General features: G+C 70.5%; 13 protein-coding genes and 1 pseudogene. 7 read left to right on the top strand and 7 right to left on the bottom strand.

What is annotated here, in order from left to right; genetic code table 11:
• The first annotated feature begins 1 nt into the window (after window position 1).
• Together griF and ACIRF8_RS20790 are read left to right on the top strand one after the other, a co-directional pair.
• Window positions 2–922, top strand: a complete 921-nt coding sequence (gene griF / locus ACIRF8_RS20795; RefSeq protein ID WP_404216848.1) for a grixazone synthase — start codon at window positions 2–4, stop codon at window positions 920–922.
• Between the two features lie 88 nt (window positions 923–1010).
• Window positions 1011–2372 (top strand): MFS transporter, encoded by a 1362-nt coding sequence (locus ACIRF8_RS20790; protein ID WP_404216847.1) that lies wholly within the window; start codon window positions 1011–1013, stop codon window positions 2370–2372.
• Here the strand turns inward: ACIRF8_RS20790 and griH are convergent.
• From griH to ACIRF8_RS20770, 4 genes are all read right to left on the bottom strand, one after another.
• Complete coding sequence (griH, locus tag ACIRF8_RS20785; protein WP_404216846.1) at window positions 2347–3483, bottom strand: 3-amino-4-hydroxybenzoic acid synthase; 1137 nt, start codon at window positions 3481–3483, stop codon at window positions 2347–2349. The two genes, ACIRF8_RS20790 and griH, sit on opposite strands and share 26 nt — an antisense overlap.
• A gap of 62 nt (window positions 3484–3545) precedes the next feature.
• Window positions 3546–4358: a 2-amino-4,5-dihydroxy-6-oxo-7-(phosphonooxy)heptanoate synthase gene (griI, locus tag ACIRF8_RS20780; RefSeq protein WP_404216963.1), complete on the bottom strand. Its 813-nt coding sequence runs from the start codon at window positions 4356–4358 to the stop codon at window positions 3546–3548.
• A 48-nt stretch (window positions 4359–4406) separates the two neighbouring features.
• Entirely contained in the window at window positions 4407–5747 is a 1341-nt protein-coding gene (locus ACIRF8_RS20775; protein WP_404216845.1) for an aspartate kinase, read from the bottom strand.
• A gap of 215 nt (window positions 5748–5962) precedes the next feature.
• Window positions 5963–7465: an MFS transporter gene (locus ACIRF8_RS20770; RefSeq protein ID WP_404216844.1), complete on the bottom strand. Its 1503-nt coding sequence runs from the start codon at window positions 7463–7465 to the stop codon at window positions 5963–5965.
• A 167-nt stretch (window positions 7466–7632) separates the two neighbouring features.
• Between ACIRF8_RS20770 and ACIRF8_RS20765 the strand changes: the two genes are divergently transcribed.
• Complete coding sequence (locus ACIRF8_RS20765; RefSeq protein WP_404216843.1) at window positions 7633–8154, top strand: MarR family winged helix-turn-helix transcriptional regulator; 522 nt, start codon at window positions 7633–7635, stop codon at window positions 8152–8154.
• 114 nt (window positions 8155–8268) lie between these two features.
• Here the strand turns inward: ACIRF8_RS20765 and ACIRF8_RS20760 are convergent, their stop codons facing one another.
• The 3 genes and pseudogenes from ACIRF8_RS20760 to ACIRF8_RS20750 all read right to left on the bottom strand — a co-directional run bounded on the left by ACIRF8_RS20760 (window position 8269) and on the right by ACIRF8_RS20750 (window position 10301).
• Window positions 8269–8472 carry a hypothetical protein gene (locus ACIRF8_RS20760; protein WP_404216842.1) on the bottom strand — a complete coding sequence of 68 codons (204 nt, stop codon included), beginning with the start codon at window positions 8470–8472 and terminating at the stop codon, window positions 8269–8271.
• A 136-nt stretch (window positions 8473–8608) separates the two neighbouring features.
• Window positions 8609–9709 (bottom strand): annotated as a pseudogene (locus ACIRF8_RS20755) (polysaccharide lyase family 1 protein); the annotation flags it as partial.
• 100 nt (window positions 9710–9809) lie between these two features.
• A complete protein-coding gene (locus ACIRF8_RS20750; protein ID WP_404216841.1) occupies window positions 9810–10301 on the bottom strand; it encodes an FBP domain-containing protein in 492 nt (163 codons plus the stop codon).
• A 76-nt stretch (window positions 10302–10377) separates the two neighbouring features.
• Here ACIRF8_RS20750 and ACIRF8_RS20745 point away from each other — a divergent pair, with 76 nt between their 5' ends.
• The 4 genes from ACIRF8_RS20745 to ACIRF8_RS20730 all read left to right on the top strand — a co-directional run bounded on the left by ACIRF8_RS20745 (window position 10378) and on the right by ACIRF8_RS20730 (window position 15032).
• Window positions 10378–10953: a TetR/AcrR family transcriptional regulator gene (locus ACIRF8_RS20745; protein WP_404216840.1), complete on the top strand. Its 576-nt coding sequence runs from the start codon at window positions 10378–10380 to the stop codon at window positions 10951–10953.
• A gap of 69 nt (window positions 10954–11022) precedes the next feature.
• Complete coding sequence (locus ACIRF8_RS20740) at window positions 11023–12216, top strand: GDSL-type esterase/lipase family protein (RefSeq protein ID WP_404216839.1); 1194 nt, start codon at window positions 11023–11025, stop codon at window positions 12214–12216.
• Window positions 12217–12288: 72 nt separating this feature from the next.
• Entirely contained in the window at window positions 12289–13740 is a 1452-nt protein-coding gene (locus tag ACIRF8_RS20735; RefSeq protein WP_404216838.1) for a glyceraldehyde-3-phosphate dehydrogenase, read from the top strand.
• A 335-nt stretch (window positions 13741–14075) separates the two neighbouring features.
• Window positions 14076–15032: a TauD/TfdA dioxygenase family protein gene (locus tag ACIRF8_RS20730; protein WP_404216837.1), complete on the top strand. Its 957-nt coding sequence runs from the start codon at window positions 14076–14078 to the stop codon at window positions 15030–15032.
• The last annotated feature ends 7 nt before the right edge of the window (window positions 15033–15039 follow it).

The raw sequence follows: 15039 nt of genomic DNA, 5'->3' as shown, positions 1-15039 counted from the left end.
CATGGCGCACGTACGCAAGAACCACCTGGCCATGACGGCCGAAGAGAAGAGACGTTTCATCCACGCTGTCCTGGAGATCAAGAGACGTGGCATCTACGACCGCTTCGTCGCCCTCCACATCAAGGTGAACTCCACCGACTACCTGGACAAGGTGACCGGCAAGCGGCTCGGGCACGTCAACCCCGGCTTCCTGCCGTGGCACCGGCAGTACCTGCTCAAGTTCGAGCAGGAGTTGCAGAAGGTCGATCCGCGCGTCACCCTCCCGTACTGGGACTGGAGCACCGACCACGGCGCGGACTCGCCCCTGTGGGACGCGAGCTTCATGGGCGGGAACGGCCGGGAGGGCGACCGCCGCGTCATGACCGGCCCCTTCGCGCGGGACAACGGCTGGAAGCTCAACATCAGCGTGGTCTGGGTGGGGGAGGAGAACCCCGCTCTCAACGGCAACTACACCCAGGACGACCGCGATTACCTCGTCAGGGACTTCGGGACGCTCACCCCGAACCTGCCGACGCCCAAGGAACTGGAGGAGACCCTCGCCCTCCCGGTGTACGACTGCCCGCCGTGGAACCACACCTCGGGTGGCGTGCCCCCCTACGAGAGCTTCCGCAACCACCTGGAGGGCTACACCAAGTTCGAGTGGGAGCCTTCGGTGGGCAAGCTGCACGGCGCGGCCCATGTGTGGACCGGCGGTCACATGATGTACATCGGCTCGCCCAACGACCCGGTGTTCTTCCTCAACCACTGCATGATCGACCGGTGCTGGGCCCTGTGGCAGCAGCGCCACCCCGACGTCCCGCACTACCTGCCGGCCGAGCCGACCAAGGACGTCCCGGACCTCAACACCCCGCTCGGTCCGTGGCACACCATGACGCCGGCCGATCTGCTCGACCACACCAAGTTCTACACCTACGACAAGTAGCCCTCCGGCGGTGCCGGGCAGTGGATCCCTCCGCTGCCCGGCACCGCTGTGTTCTGGGCGCTCCGCTCCTCCTCGAAGGCGGTATCTCGTGTACGCGGTTCTCGCTCTGTGCTGGCTCGTCGTCTTCTTCGACGGCCTCGACGTCACGGTCTACGGCGCCGTCATGCCGTATCTGCTCGATGACCCGCGCCTCGGTGTCGACGCGGCCGACGCGGGGGTCATCGGGAGCTGGACGACCTGCGGCATGCTCGTCGGCGCGCTCGTGGCCGGGAACATGACGGACTGGCTGGGCAGACGGGGCGCTCTCGTCTGGTGCGTCCTGCTGTTCTCGGCGGGGACCGGAGCCTGCGCGCTCGCGGGCGACGCCGCCCAGTTCGGGGCCGGGCGCTTCCTCGCCGGTCTCGGTCTGGGCGGGCTGATGCCCGTCTGCCTCGCGATGGTGGCCGAGTTCTCCCCGCCGCGCAGGGGCGCGCTGTTCACCGGTGTGCTGATGACCGCTCACCACACCGGGGGCATCGCGGCGACGGGACTCGGACTCTGGCTCGCCCCCGGCCACGGCTGGCGCTGGCCCTTCGCGGTCGGCGTGCTGCCGGCGCTCGTCGCCGTTCCCCTGCTGCTGCGGTACCTGCCGGAGTCGCCCTCGGTGTTGTACGGGCGCGGACACATCGAACTGGCGCGCGAAACGGCCGAACGGTACGGACTTGCCGTCCCGACCGCCCGCAGCGCCCCGCCCGCCGGGATCGCGGGGCGGCTCGCATCGGTACGGGCCCTCTTCGCGCCCGGGCGACGCCTCGCGACCCTGCTGCTGTGGGTCGCGTCGTTCTGCGGTCTGCTCCTGGTGTACGGCATCTCCACCTGGCTGCCGCAGCTCATGCGGTCCGCGGGCTACGGCCTGTCCACCTCGGTGAGCCTGCTCATGGTCGTCAACGTGGGCGGCATCGCCGGGATGTTGTTCGCGGGGCGGATCGCCGACCGGTTCGGCGCGGTGTCGGTCGCGGCGGTCTGGTTCGTCCTCGCCGCGGGCGGCCTGGTGCTGCTGTCCGCACGCCTGCCGCTGGGCGTCACGTACCTCGTCGTCGCCTTCACCGGTGTCTGGCTGTTCAGCGCGAGCACCATGGTGTACGCCGCCACGAGCCGCTTCTATCCGGCCGCGGACCGTGCCGCCGGCCTCGGCTGGGTCACGGGGGTCGGCCGCCTCGGGGCCGTGTTCAGCCCGTGGCTCGGTGGCGTCCTGGTCAGTCATGGCCTCGGCCGGCAGGGGTTCACGGTGTTCGCCCTCGGCGGCCTGGTCGGCGCCGTGACGGTGTTCGCGGTCCCGCGGGCCGCCTCGGCCTCGCACGGCACGCACGAGACCGGCCACGTCGCCGGTGGGGATGCGGGCGACGTGGCCGGTGCGGTGAGGGCGGACGCTCTGCCGGGCGGTCCTACTTCTCCAGGCAGAACTCGTTGATCGGGTAGCCGACGTGGCGGTCCTCGCTGGGCAGGTAGCCGAGGACCGTGTCACCCGGCTTCAGCTCGGTGCTGTTGAGCACGGTGCCACCGGGGCCGAGGACCCGGACGTGCCAGTCGTCCTGGAGGATCAGGTTGACGCGCTGGCCGTTCGGGGCCTCGGCCTCGATCGAGATGAGCGGCCGGGTCTCGATCTTGACGCGGCCGACCGACACGAGCCGGGTGTTGCCCTTGACGTCCACGGCGGTGAGCTTGCTGCCCGTCTTCAGTTCGCTCAGATAGTTCGTGCGCTCGTCCTTGCCGAGGGTGTACGAGTGGATGGCGCCGGCGTTGACCCGGAACGGGCGGGTCGGCATGTACGGCAGCGGGTGGGTCTCGCTGACGCACAGGATCATGCCCTTGGAGTGCGAGCCGACCAGGATGCCCTCGTCCTCCGCGAAGTGCGTGGTGGTGTCCACGCAGGCCCGCTCGCCCATGCCGATGTGGCTCGTCTCCACGACGCGCAGCTCGGTGAGGTTCAGGTTGGGCACACCGGCCTCGGCGACGCGCTTGAGCTCCGCGGTGTCACCGACGCGCCGGGGCGCCATCATCACGCCGTCCGACCCGTGTTCGAGGACACCGAAGAGGATCTCGGCCTCCTCCAGGTCCTGCGCGACGGTGATCATCGAGCCGGTGGCCTTCGCCGCCGCCGCGATCACGATCTCCAGCGGAATCTTCGTCGGGTCACGGAACAGCAGCAGGGACCACTTCTCCGTGCGCGACGACTCGCAGGCGTCCTCGAGGGTCGGCGCGTCGATGATCTCCACGAAGCGGCCGAACTCGATGTCGGGGTGGAGGACGGCCAGTTCGGCGGGGGTCACCCCGTGCTTGGCCGGATCGACGATGACGACCGTGGCGGTACCGAAGTCGTCCGGCAGCGGCTTGCCCTGGGGGAAGAGGACCTTGGTCACCGTCGGAGGCAGGTCCGCGAGGTCGGCGGCGTCGTCCGCGACGACCGCGTCGACCCGGTGGTGCAGGGCCTCCTGGAGGATGGCGGCGCGGGCCTCGCCGAGTGAGCGGATGTCGAGCCAGGTCAGCTTGGTGGACGAAGAGACGGCGGACGTAGAAGACACGGAAGAACTCCTCTGGGTGGGTCGTTTCGGGAAACTGCGCGGATGGTGCGTGCGACCGGCGCTCACGCGGCGCGGGCGGGACCGGCGGTCGCGGCGCCGCCCCCGCTGTGGTGGATCAGGTCGGAGAGCTTGTCCGCCATGGCCCCCGGGTCGGCGGCCTGGAAGACGTTGCGCCCCATGGCGACGCCGGCGGCGCCGCCCCGCAGCGCCTCCTCGACATAGGCCAGCGTCCGGGTCTCGTCGCTGTTGCGCGGCCCGCCCACCACGACGACCGGGACCGGTGACGCCGCCGTGATGGCGGACATCTCCTCGACGGACCCGACGTACAGCGTCTTGACGAGGTCGGCGCCGAGGTCGACGGCGACCTGGATGGCGTGGGCCACCAGGGCCGGGTCCCGGGGATTGTCGATCTTGGGGCCGCGCGGATACATCATGGCGAGCAGCGGTACGTTCCAGCGGTCGCAGGCTTCCGCGACCGCCGCCATGTCGGCGATCTGGCGGCGCTCCTCGTCGGAGCCCAGGTTGACGTGGACGCTCACCGCGTCGGCCCCCGCCCGCAGGCTCTCCTCGACACTCGACACCAGGTATTTGGCGTTGGGATCGGGTGCGTGCATCGTGCTCGCGCTCAGGTGCACGATCAGGGACGTACGGGTGAACCACTCGGGGTCGACGTGGCGCAGGGAACCTTTGTGCAGCACGACACCGTCGACGTGGTGCGAGGCCAGGCTGCCGACGAGGGTGTTGAGTTGCCCGCTCGGCAGGAGAGGGCCGTCGGTGAGGGAATGGTCGAGCGGAACGATGAACAGCCGTTCGGGGTCGTGGTGGTGGAGCCGCTGCAGACGCAGGCTCCGGGCGAAAGGTGCGTTGATCACCAGTGCTCCTGTCGGTAGGGACGGATGCCACTCATGAACGGGACGGGCGGGTCAGGGATGAGAGGCCAGCCGTCGCGGTGTGGACTCCGCGTCGGCGTCGAGGCCGAACTCGCTGTGCAGCAGGCCCACGGCGCGGCGGGTGTCGGCGGCGGGGACCATGACGGACACGCGGGACTGGGACGCGGACAGCGACTGGGCGCAGATGCCCGCGGCGGTCAGCGCGGAGAGCATCCGTGACGCGTACACCGGCCTGCTGAGCAGGCCCCGGCCGACGACGGAGACCTTGGCGACCTCCTCCTCGACCTCGATGTGGCCCTGCTCCGGAGCCGTGAGCCCGGCGAACGACTCGCGGACGCCGGACGCGTGGGAGCGGTGCACCGTGAGACCGAAGGAGAACCCTCCGTCGGGAGCGTGGACGACCGCGGTCATGTCGGCGGGGATCGAATGCCGCGCCAGGTACCGGAACACCGCGGAGGAGGGGTCCTCCGGACTCTCCGGGTTGACCGGGTTGACCGGGCCGTCTGGGATATCTGGGTTGACCGGCGCGGACCGGGCGCGCAGCGTGACGCGGGCCACGTCGGTGTCGTGGACCACGGCCATCACGGCGGCTTTGGACTCGAGCATCTCGTCTCCGTCTCGTGCGTGGATACGGGTACCGGCACTCGAAGCGGTGGAGCTGCCCACGAGGATGTCCACGTCGTAGAGAGCGGCGAGTTCCACGGCACGCGCGTGCATCACCCGGGCGCCCGCGAAGGCCATCTCGGTCATGACCTCGACGTCGATGTCGGGCATGAGCCGGGCGGTCGGTACGACCCGGGGATCGGCGGTCAGCACACCGGGGACGTCGCTGTAGATCTCGCAGGCGTGGGCCCCGAGTTCGGCGGCGACCGCGACGGCGGTGGTGTCCGAGCCGCCGCGGCCGAGCGTGACGATGTCGCCGTCGGCGCTCACACCCTGGAACCCGGCGATCACCACGGCCTGTCCGTCGTCCAGGAGCGTGCGCAGTTCCTCCGTGTCGACCGCGACGATGATTCCCGCGCCGTGGGGCCCGGTGGCGAGAATCCCGCTGCGGGCGCCGGACAGCGCTGTCGCCCGTAGCCCCGTGTGCTGGATGGCCATGGCCATGAGCGCGGCCGAGGAGGTCTCACCGGTGGCGAGCAACTGGTCGAGTTCCCGCCCGGTCGGCCGCGGGTTGATCTCGTCGGCGAGAGAGATCAGCCGGTCGGTGGTGTCTCCCTGCGCCGAGACCACGACGACCACCTGCCGCCCGGCCCTGACCAGTGCACCGACCCGCTCCGCGACGCGGAGCACCTGACCTGTGGTGGCCAGCGAGCTGCCGCCGTACTTCTGGACCACCACATCACTCTCGGGACCGCTGCCTGAGGTGCTCACGTGCTGCTTCCCCCCTCGCTTCGTCGCCTCGTGGGACGTGCCTCGTCGAGTGCTGGGACGAGCTTGTGGGAGGGGGGTATCGCCGCCGTCTCCGTGGTGCACCGCGCACCTATTGCGGGCGTATCGCGTCGGGCGCGTGGGCGTGTCCGTACGCGAAAGTGCCCGCAGGACCTGTCGGTCCTGCGGGCACTTCGCCCATCCGGGGAGGGGTGCTGTCAGTGCGCGCCGTGGCGGACCGGCTTGGCGTTGACCAGGAGGGCCGCCGCGCAGCCGGCGAGGAGCATGGCGATGACCGCGTAGCCGATCGCGTGGGTGTAGCCGTGGACGACGCCCTCCGCGACGACCTGCGCCTTCTTCGACGGGTCGGTCAGGTGGCCGGCGATGTACGTCGACGTGGCCGAGGTGGCGAGGGTGTTCAGCAGGGCCGTGCCCAGTGAACCGCCGACCTGCTGCGAGGTGTTGACCATGGCCGAGGTCACGCCGGCGTCCTGCGGGCGCACGCCGTGCGTGGCCGTGGAGAAGACCGGCATGAACGTCAGGCCCATGCCGAGGCCCATGATCAGCTCGGCCGGCAGGATGTGCGTCGCGTACGCCGAGTCGACGTCGAGCTGCGTCAGGATCAGCAGGCCGCACGCGGCGAGCAGCATGCCCGGCACCATCAGGGCGCGGGCCTGGACGCGGGGGAGCAGACGGGCGGAGATCTGCGTCGAGCCGATGATGATCGCGGCCGACATCGGCAGGAACGCGAGGCCGGTCCTGACCGGGGAGTACCCGAGGATGCCCTGCAAGTAGTAGGTCATGAACAGGAACAGGCCGAACATGCCGATCGTGGCGAGGCCCATCGTGAGGAAGCAGCCGGCGCGGTTGCGGTCGCGCAGGATGTGCAGCGGCAGCAGCGGTGACTTCGCGCGGGCCTGCCACAGGACGAACGCCACGAGCGCCACGACACCGCCGACCAGCAGCGACACGACGAGCGAGTCGCCCCAGCCGCGCGGTTCCGCCTCGGAGAAGCCGTAGACGATGGCGACCAGGCCGCCGCAGCCCAGGATGACGCCGGGCACGTCGAGCCTGACGTCCTTGTGGCCGGGGCGGTCGTGGAGCAGGATCCTGGCGCCGACGACGGCGACGATCGCGATGGGGATGTTGACGTACAGGCACCAGCGCCAGTTCAGGTACGAGGTGAGGATGCCGCCGAGCAGCAGACCGACGGCGCCGCCCGCGCCGGCCAGCGCGCCGTAGATACCGAACGCCTTGCCGCGTTCGCGCGGGTCGGTGAACGTCGTCGTCATCAGGGACAGCGCGGACGGCGCGAGGAGGGCGCCGAAGACGCCCTGCGCGGCGCGGGCGAGGAACAGCATCCCGGAGCTGTTCGCCGCGCCGCCGACCGCGGACGCCAGGGCGAAGCCGACCAGACCGATCATGAAGGTGCGCTTACGGCCGACGAGGTCGGCGACGCGCCCGCCGAGCAGCAGCAGACCGCCGAAGGCCAGGGTGTAGGCGGTGATGACCCACTGGCGGTTGGCGTCCGACATGCCGAGATCGGTCTGGGCGGACGGCAGCGCGATGTTCACGATGGTCGCGTCGAGCACCACCATGAGCTGGGCCAGGGCGATGATCACCAAGCCCCACCAGCGCCGGGGGTCGGGCGCCTGTGCCGCGTCGGGGGCGTCGGAGCCCCGCGCCGTCCGCGGGGCGGCGGTGGATATGGAGTCGCTCATGTCGAGGACGTCGCTTCCTTGCTAGGTCTTGCCAGGTGTGGAGTGCGCTGGGCTGCGCGGCGAACGCGGAAGGCGTCCAGGAGTGGGGCGCGGAGCTCTCGGGCCTTCGCGCGGCCTCACTAATCGTCAGTGGTGCTGATTATCAGAGAGAGGATACGCTATCAGGCATGACGGACGAAGTCGGACTGGCCGACCTGCTCACCCGACGGCTCGGCTACCTGATGAAGCACGCCTATCTGAACCTCGCCCACCTGCTGGGCGAGGCGCTGGCCCCCTACGACGTGCATCCCAAGGAGCTCGGCGTGCTGTCCGTGATCGCGGCGGACGGCGCCGAGCGGTCCCAGAACGAGCTGGCGTCGGCGATCGGCATGGACCGCACCACGATGGTCTCCGTCATCGACATGCTGGAGGGCAAGGGTCTCGTGGAGCGCCGCCGCAGCGCCCGGGACCGCCGCCGGAACGTGGTGTCGCTCACCGAGGCCGGCCGTACATGTCTGCGCGAGGCGGATCAGGCCCGCGTCGAGGCCGAGGCGACCTTCCTCGCGCCCCTCGACGAGGAGACGGCGGGGCGGCTGACCGCGGCGCTGCGCACCCTGTACGACGCCCACGCGCCGGGCCCGTTCCCCGCGCGGCCGTTGGTGCCGGGGCAGGATGTGGTCCCCTTCCCGGGCGACCTGCCCGGGGGGTGACAGCCTGTCCTTGAGGCGGCGCTCAGCGCCCGCCCGGCCGCAGCAGAGCGGTCCCACGTCGGAGTGGCTGCCCGGGCGCATCGCCGCGCCGTGTGGAGCAGGTCCACCACGAGTTCACGGCGGGGCCAGGTCGAGGGTGGGGCGTCGACGCCGGTCGCGTTCTCCAGGATCTGGTCGCTGGTCGGCCGGACCACGCCGAACCGCGCCGACGGCCAAGGGCCGCTCGGCCATGCCGGTCAGGCGTTCCAGGGTGCGGGCGGGTACGTGGGAGTCGGGGCGGCCGGTCAGACGCTGTTCGACCTTCTCCGCCGGCGTCATCGCCGGCACACCGGCTGTTCCGGCCTTGGGCCGAAGGGCGAGCCGCCTCTCGCCGCCTGAACGGCATGACCGGGGGAGTGGCCCGGTCATGCCGTTGCCGGGGTGGGGCACCACCCGCGCGCGGGAGGGGTCCTCAGCAGGTGCCGTCGGACACCGCGAGGTTCTTGCCCGCTCCGGCCGTCCGGCCGACGATGGCCGGCACGCAGTTCGCCTTGTCGAGCGTGTAGGCGTACGGGACCGAGACGGTGGTCGTGGACTTCATGTCCGGGCCGGCCGGCTTGTTCTCGGCCCCGGGCGCGGACCAGGTCACGTTGTCGAGGATGTTCCCACTGGTCTGCCAGTAGCCGGTGGCGTCGGTGTAGAAGGTGCCGAGGACGTCCTTGGAGTTCTTGAAGTAGTTGTTCTCCACCTTGGCCTTGGCGCCGGCCCGGGAGTTGATGCCGGACTCGTTCAGGCTCACGTACGAGTTGTTGTAGATGTGGGCCGTGCCGCCGCGCAGCAGGGGCGCGCGGGAGTCGAGGTTCTCGTACAGGTTGTGGTGGAAGGAGACGAAGCCGTTCGACAGGTCGCTCTCGCTGGAGCCGATCAGGCCGCCGCGGCCCGAGTTGCGCAGCGTGCTGTACGAGAGGGTGACGTACTGCGTGTTGTTCTTCATGTCGAACAGGCCGTCGTAGCCGTCCGATTCGCCGCCGGACGCCAGGAGGGAGACATGGTCCACCCAGATGTTGCGGACGTTCTTCTCCATGCCGATGGCGTCGCCGCCGTTGGAGGTGGGGGAGCCGGACTTCTTGACGTTCTTGACCGTCACGTTCTGGATGATGATGTTCCGCGACTCGCGGATGTGGATGCCCAGTTGGTCGAAGACGGCGCCGCTGCCGACGCCGACGAGCGTGACGTTGCTGATCTGCTTGAGCTCGATCACCCCGGCCGCGGTGTTGCAACTGTCGCCGGAGACCTGGCTGGTGTTCCCGTGGTTGATCGTGCCCTCGACCTGGATGGTGAGCGGCGTGGCGGAGGTGGCGCGGTTGCACAGGGCCTGGTGGATCTGGGTGCCCGTGGTGGCGCGTACGGTCTGGCCGCCGGCGCCGCCCGTCGTCCCGCCGTTCTGGGTCGCGTAACCGGTGGCGCCGGCCGCCGCCGCGGACGCCTCGGGCGTCGACAGCGCCACACCGGCCCCACCGGCGAGGGCCGCCGCGGCCAAAGTCGCGGAGAGCCGCAGCGCTATGGGTCGTCTCATCCTGGTCTCCCGGATCGTCTCGTCGCGTACCGGCAGGCGCCGGTTCAGCCCCTAGTGGTCGCGGCGACGCGATGGGTTGCCGGGTCGTGACGAGCGTGTTTCACGCGGTGATCTTCGCGATGAACGTGGTGAGGTTCGCCAGCGTCCGTTCGATCTTCTCCTCGATCGTGAGCGTCTCGTGCAGCCGCGCGCCGATGCCCGCGTCCTTCTTGCCACGCACGTACAGCGAGCAGGCGAGGTCGCTGCACATGTACGCGCCCACCGAGTTGCCCTGCTTCCCCGCCTTGCCCGCCTTCGGTGCGACGAGCAGGGAGACGCCACCGCTGTGCGTCGTCACGCACAGCGAACACATGCTGCGGCGGGTCTGCCCCGCCGCGGCGTGCGAGGAGCGCAGCGCGATCCCCCGCGGGCGGCCGTCGATCTCGGCGACGAGGTAGGCGCGGTCGGGTGCCTGCGGGTCGCGCCAGCCGAAGAAGTCCAGGTCGTCCCAGGGGCGGGCGGTCAGGTCGTGCGGGACGCGCATACGGGTCGCCTCGCCCTTGGTGCAGTTCACGAAGGAGGAACGGATCTCCCGTTCGGTCAGTGGCTTCATAACGGCGAGGCTAATTTGCCTAAATCTTTTAGGCAAATACATAATGAGTGCGGGACGAGAGGGAGGTCATACGGTCATGGTGCGTGTGGGACTGAACACGGAGCGCCTTGCGCGCGCGGGTGCCGAGCTGGCCGACGAGGTGGGCTTCGAGCACGTCACCGTCTCGGCGCTGGCCCGGCAGTTCGACGTCAAGGTCGCGAGCCTGTACTCGCATGTGAAGAACTCGCACGACCTCAAGGTCCGGATCGCCCTGATCGCCCTGGAGGAACTCGCCGACCGGGCCGCCGACGCGCTCGCCGGACGCGCGGGCAAGGACGCCCTGGTCGCCCTCGGCAACGTCTACCGGGACTACGCCCGCGAGCACCCCGGCCGCTACGCCGCCACCCAGTTCCGCCTCGACCCCGAGGCCGCCGCCGCCAGCGCCGGAGTGCGGCACTCGCAGATGACCCGCGCGCTGCTGCGCGGCTACGACCTGACCGAGCCGGACCAGACGCACGCCGTCCGGCTCCTCGGCAGCGTCTTCCACGGCTACGTGAGCCTGGAGATGGGCGGCAGCTTCAGCCACAGCGCTCCGGACACCGACGAGACGTGGGTCCGCACGCTCGACGCGCTGGACGCCTTGTTGCGCAACTGGCCCGAGCAGGGCGCGTAGCCATGGGGTGTGCGCACGTGCCGTCCAGTCATTGATCAATGTCCACCAGTCGATCAACAGGTTGAGGTCATGAACACCGAGCACCCCCCGAGCGCCACACCCCTGATCACCACACCGCTCACCCCCGCCCTGCTGCGTGGCGCCCTGGAACTGGAGCGCACCGACCGGGGGTTGCTGCCGCACCGGCTGCCTTCCTGGGCGCGCGCCCAGAACGTCGACGGGCAACTGGCCATGGCCGAGTCCCAGCCCTCCGGCGTACGGCTCGCCTTCCGGACCCGTGCCACCGTCGTCGAACTGGACGCCCTCCCGACCAAGCGCGCCTATGTGGGCGTGCCCGCGCGGCCCGACGGGACGTACGACCTCCTGGTCGACGGGGAGCTGGTCCGGCAGGGCGGCGTGTCCGGCGGCGACACGCTGACCATCGACATGGCCACCGGGACCTTCGAGCGCACCCTCGGCGCCCCCGGCACCGTGCGCTTCGCCGATCTGCCCGGCGCCATGAAGGACGTCGAGATCTGGCTGCCGCACGACGAGACCACCGAACTCCTCGCCCTGCGCACCGACGCCCCCGTCGAGCCCGTCCCCGACCGCGGTCGCCCGGTGTGGCTGCACCACGGCAGCTCCATCAGCCACGGCTCCGACGCCGCGAGCCCCTCGACCATCTGGCCCGCCCGCGCCGCGGCGCTGGCCGGTGCCGAGCTGATCAACCTCGGGTTCGGCGGCAGCGCCATGCTCGACCCGTTCACCGCGCGGACGATCCGGGACACCCCGGCCGACGTGATCAGCGTCAAGATCGGAATCAACCTGGTCAACTACGACGCGATGCGGCTGCGCGCCTTCGTCCCCGCCGTGCACGGCTTCCTCGACACCATCAGGGAAGGGCACCCGACGGCGCCGCTCCTGGTCGTCTCGCCCCTCCTGTGCCCGATCCACGAGGACACCCCGGGCCCCGCCGCGCCCGACCTCAGCGGGCTCGCCGACGGGAAACTCACGTTCGCGGCCATGGGCGATCCCGCCGAACGCGCCCAGGGCAAGCTCACGTTGACGGTGATCCGCGACGAGCTGGCCCGCGTCGTGGAGAGCCGCGCGGCCGAGGACCCGCACCTGCACCACCTCGACGGCCGCGCCCTCTACGGCGAGGCCGACTTCGCCGAGCTGCCGCTGCCCGACGGCCTCCACCCCGACGCGGCCGCCCATCGCCGGATCGGCGAACGGTTCGCGGACCTCGCCTTCGCCCCCGGTGGACCCTTCGGGAAGCGGTGATCCGGGGCCGCCGAAGCGGCGTCGAGCGGGCGGGTTAGCATATGAGCGCCGCCTAGCTCGAAAGAGACGCACGTGACTGTCAATGACGACTCGTTCACCAATTGGAAGCACCGCGAGGAGACCGCGGAGTCGATGATCCCGATTATCGGGAAGCTGCACCGGGAGCGGGACGTCACTGTCCTGCTGCACAGCCGCTCCTTGGTGAACAAGTCGGTGGTCAGCATTCTCAAGACCCACCGATTCGCCCGGCAGATAGCCGGCGCCGAGCTCTCGGTCACCGAGACCATGCCCTTCCTGCGCGCCCTCAGCGCGCTCGACCTGGGCCCCTCGCAGATCGACATCGGCATGCTCGCCACGACGTACCGGAGCGACGAACGCGGCCTCGGCGTCGAGGAGTTCACCGCCGAGGCCGTCGCGGGCGCCATGGGCGACGGCAAGGTCGAGCGCGGTGCCGGGCGCGATGTCGTGCTCTACGGCTTCGGCCGCATCGGCCGCCTCGTCGCCCGCCTGCTCATCGAGAAGGCAGGTTCCGGCAACGGCCTGCGGCTGCGCGCCGTCGTCGTCCGCGGCGGCGGCGAGGCGGACCTGGTCAAGCGCGCCTCGCTGCTGCGGCGCGACTCCATCCACGGGCAGTTCCAGGGCACCATCACCGTCGACGAGGCGAACAGCACCATCGTCGCCAACGGCAACGCCATCAAGGTGATCTACGCGAACGACCCCTCCGAGATCGACTACACCGCGTACGGCATCGACGACGCCATCCTGATCGACAACACCGGCAAGTGGCGCGACCGCGAGGGGCTGTCGCAGCACCTGCGCCCCGGCATCGACAAGGTCGTCCTGACCGCCCCCGGCAAGGGCGACGTGCCGAACATCGTGCACGGCGTCAACCACGACACGATCAAGCCGGACGAGCAGATCCTGTCCTGCGCCTCCTGCACGACGAACGCGATCGTGCCGCCCCTGAAGGCGATGGCCGACGAGTACGGGGTGCTGCGCGGCCACGTCGAGACGGTCCACTCGTTCACCAACGACCAGAACCTGTTGGACAATTACCACAAGGCCGACCGCCGTGGCCGCTCCGCGCCGCTCAACATGGTCATCACCGAGACCGGCGCCGCCTCGGCCGTCGCCAAGGCGCTGCCCGACCTGAAGGCGCCCATCACCGGCTCCTCGATCCGCGTACCGGTCCCGGACGTCTCCATCGCGATCCTCAGCCTGCGCCTGGGCCGCGAGACCACCCGTGAGGAGGTCCTGGACTACCTCCGCCAGGTGTCGCTGACCTCGCCGCTGAAGCGACAGATCGACTTCATCAGCGCGCCCGACGCGGTCTCCAGCGACTTCATCGGCTCGCGCCACGCCTCGATCGTCGACGCCGGCGCCACCAAGGTCGACGGCGACAACGCGATCCTCTACCTCTGGTACGACAACGAGTTCGGCTACTCGTGCCAGGTGATCCGGGTCGTCCAGCACGTCTCCGGCGTGGAGTACCCGACCTTCCCGGTCCCGGTCCCGGTGGCCTGAGCCGCGCGAACCGGTCCGGCCCGAGGCCGCCCCCGCCGTGTGCGGGGGCGGCCTCGGCCGTTCTCGCGCACGGCGGGGACGAGCACCACCTTGACCAGGTGATCTCCCACGGCGCAGGATGAGGGCATGTTCACGCATCGCGTCCACGCTTTCGGATCGGCCACCGCGCCGGACCGATGTGGTTGCGCGCGCAGCGGCTTGTAGCGGACCCCCGGTCCCTCGTCGCTTCTCTCCGTACGTCCCGTAGGCCCCGCCGTGTCCGTGGGCCGCGCCCGTACGGCTCACCCTCGCGTTCCCCACCACCGCGATCACCGCGCGCCTCTCGGAGAGTGCCCATGTCCGTGACGGAATTCTCGCCCTCGACCGCCCCGACCGCCCTCGCCCCGCTGCGCCCCGCCCGCATCCCCGCCGACGGCCTCTACGAGGGGCGGCGACTGCTGCGCCGCACCCCCGACGGATGGCGGGAGCGCCCGTACGAGCTGTTCGAGGTCGTGCCCCAGGCGGCCACCATCGGCGCCGAGATCCGCGGCCTCGACCTCGCCCGCCCGCTCTCCGACGCGCTCCGCGAAGAGCTGCACCGCGCCCTGCTGGAATGGAAGGTGCTGTTCTTCCGCGGGCAGCACCTGAGCAGTGAGCATCAGCGTGCGTTCGCCCGGAACTGGGGGGAGTTGGAGACCAACCCGCTGCTGGAGCGCGGCGACAGCGACGAGGTCGTGCGGTTCGACAAGAGCGCCTCGTCCACCCCGACCTTCGAGAACGTGTGGCACACCGACGTCACCTTCCGCGAGCGGCCCGCCATGGGCGCCGTGCTGCACCTGCGCGAGGTCCCGCCGTTCGGCGGCGACACCATGTGGGCCGACATGGCGGCCGCGTACGACAACCTGCCCGACGACGTACGGGCCCGCATCGACGGCGCCGTCGCCGAGCACGACTTCCTGCCCGGCTTCCGACGCTTCTACGGACCCGAGCGGCTCGCCCGCTGGCAGGACACGTTCCCGCCCGTGACCCACCCGGTCGTCCGCCGCCACCCCGAGACCGGACGGCGCATGCTGTTCGTCAACACCTCGTTCACCACCCGGATCGTCGGACTGGAGCGGGCCGAGAGCGACCGCCTGCTGCGCCTGCTGTTCCAACAGGCCCATGTGCCGGAGTTCCAGGTGCGATTCAGGTGGCAGGCCGGTGACATCGCGTTCTGGGACAACCGCGCCACCCAGCACTACGCCGTCGCCGACTACGGGGACGCCCGGCGGGTCGCCGAGCGCGTCGCCATCGCGGGAGACCGGCCCTACTGAGGCCACC

Origin of the sequence: Streptomyces sp. NPDC102406 (genome assembly GCF_044765725.1) — a bacterium.
Lineage (GTDB): Bacteria > Actinomycetota > Actinomycetes > Streptomycetales > Streptomycetaceae > Streptomyces.
Note: the sequence above shows the minus strand (reverse complement) of the source record. Positions and strands in the feature narration are given on the sequence as shown.

Bases quoted from the DNA above. Each gene is read 5' to 3' on its own strand.
- griF (WP_404216848.1), top strand. From the start codon at position 2: ATGGCGCACGTACGCAAGAACCACCTGGCCATGACGGCCGAAGAGAAG.
- ACIRF8_RS20770 (WP_404216844.1), bottom strand. From the start codon at position 7,465: ATGAGCGACTCCATATCCACCGCCGCCCCGCGGACGGCGCGGGGCTCC.
- ACIRF8_RS20765 (WP_404216843.1), top strand. From the start codon at position 7,633: ATGACGGACGAAGTCGGACTGGCCGACCTGCTCACCCGACGGCTCGGC.
- ACIRF8_RS20760 (WP_404216842.1), bottom strand. From the start codon at position 8,472: ATGACGCCGGCGGAGAAGGTCGAACAGCGTCTGACCGGCCGCCCCGAC.
- ACIRF8_RS20750 (WP_404216841.1), bottom strand. From the start codon at position 10,301: ATGAAGCCACTGACCGAACGGGAGATCCGTTCCTCCTTCGTGAACTGC.
- ACIRF8_RS20745 (WP_404216840.1), top strand. From the start codon at position 10,378: ATGGTGCGTGTGGGACTGAACACGGAGCGCCTTGCGCGCGCGGGTGCC.
- ACIRF8_RS20740 (WP_404216839.1), top strand. From the start codon at position 11,023: ATGAACACCGAGCACCCCCCGAGCGCCACACCCCTGATCACCACACCG.
- ACIRF8_RS20730 (WP_404216837.1), top strand. From the start codon at position 14,076: ATGTCCGTGACGGAATTCTCGCCCTCGACCGCCCCGACCGCCCTCGCC.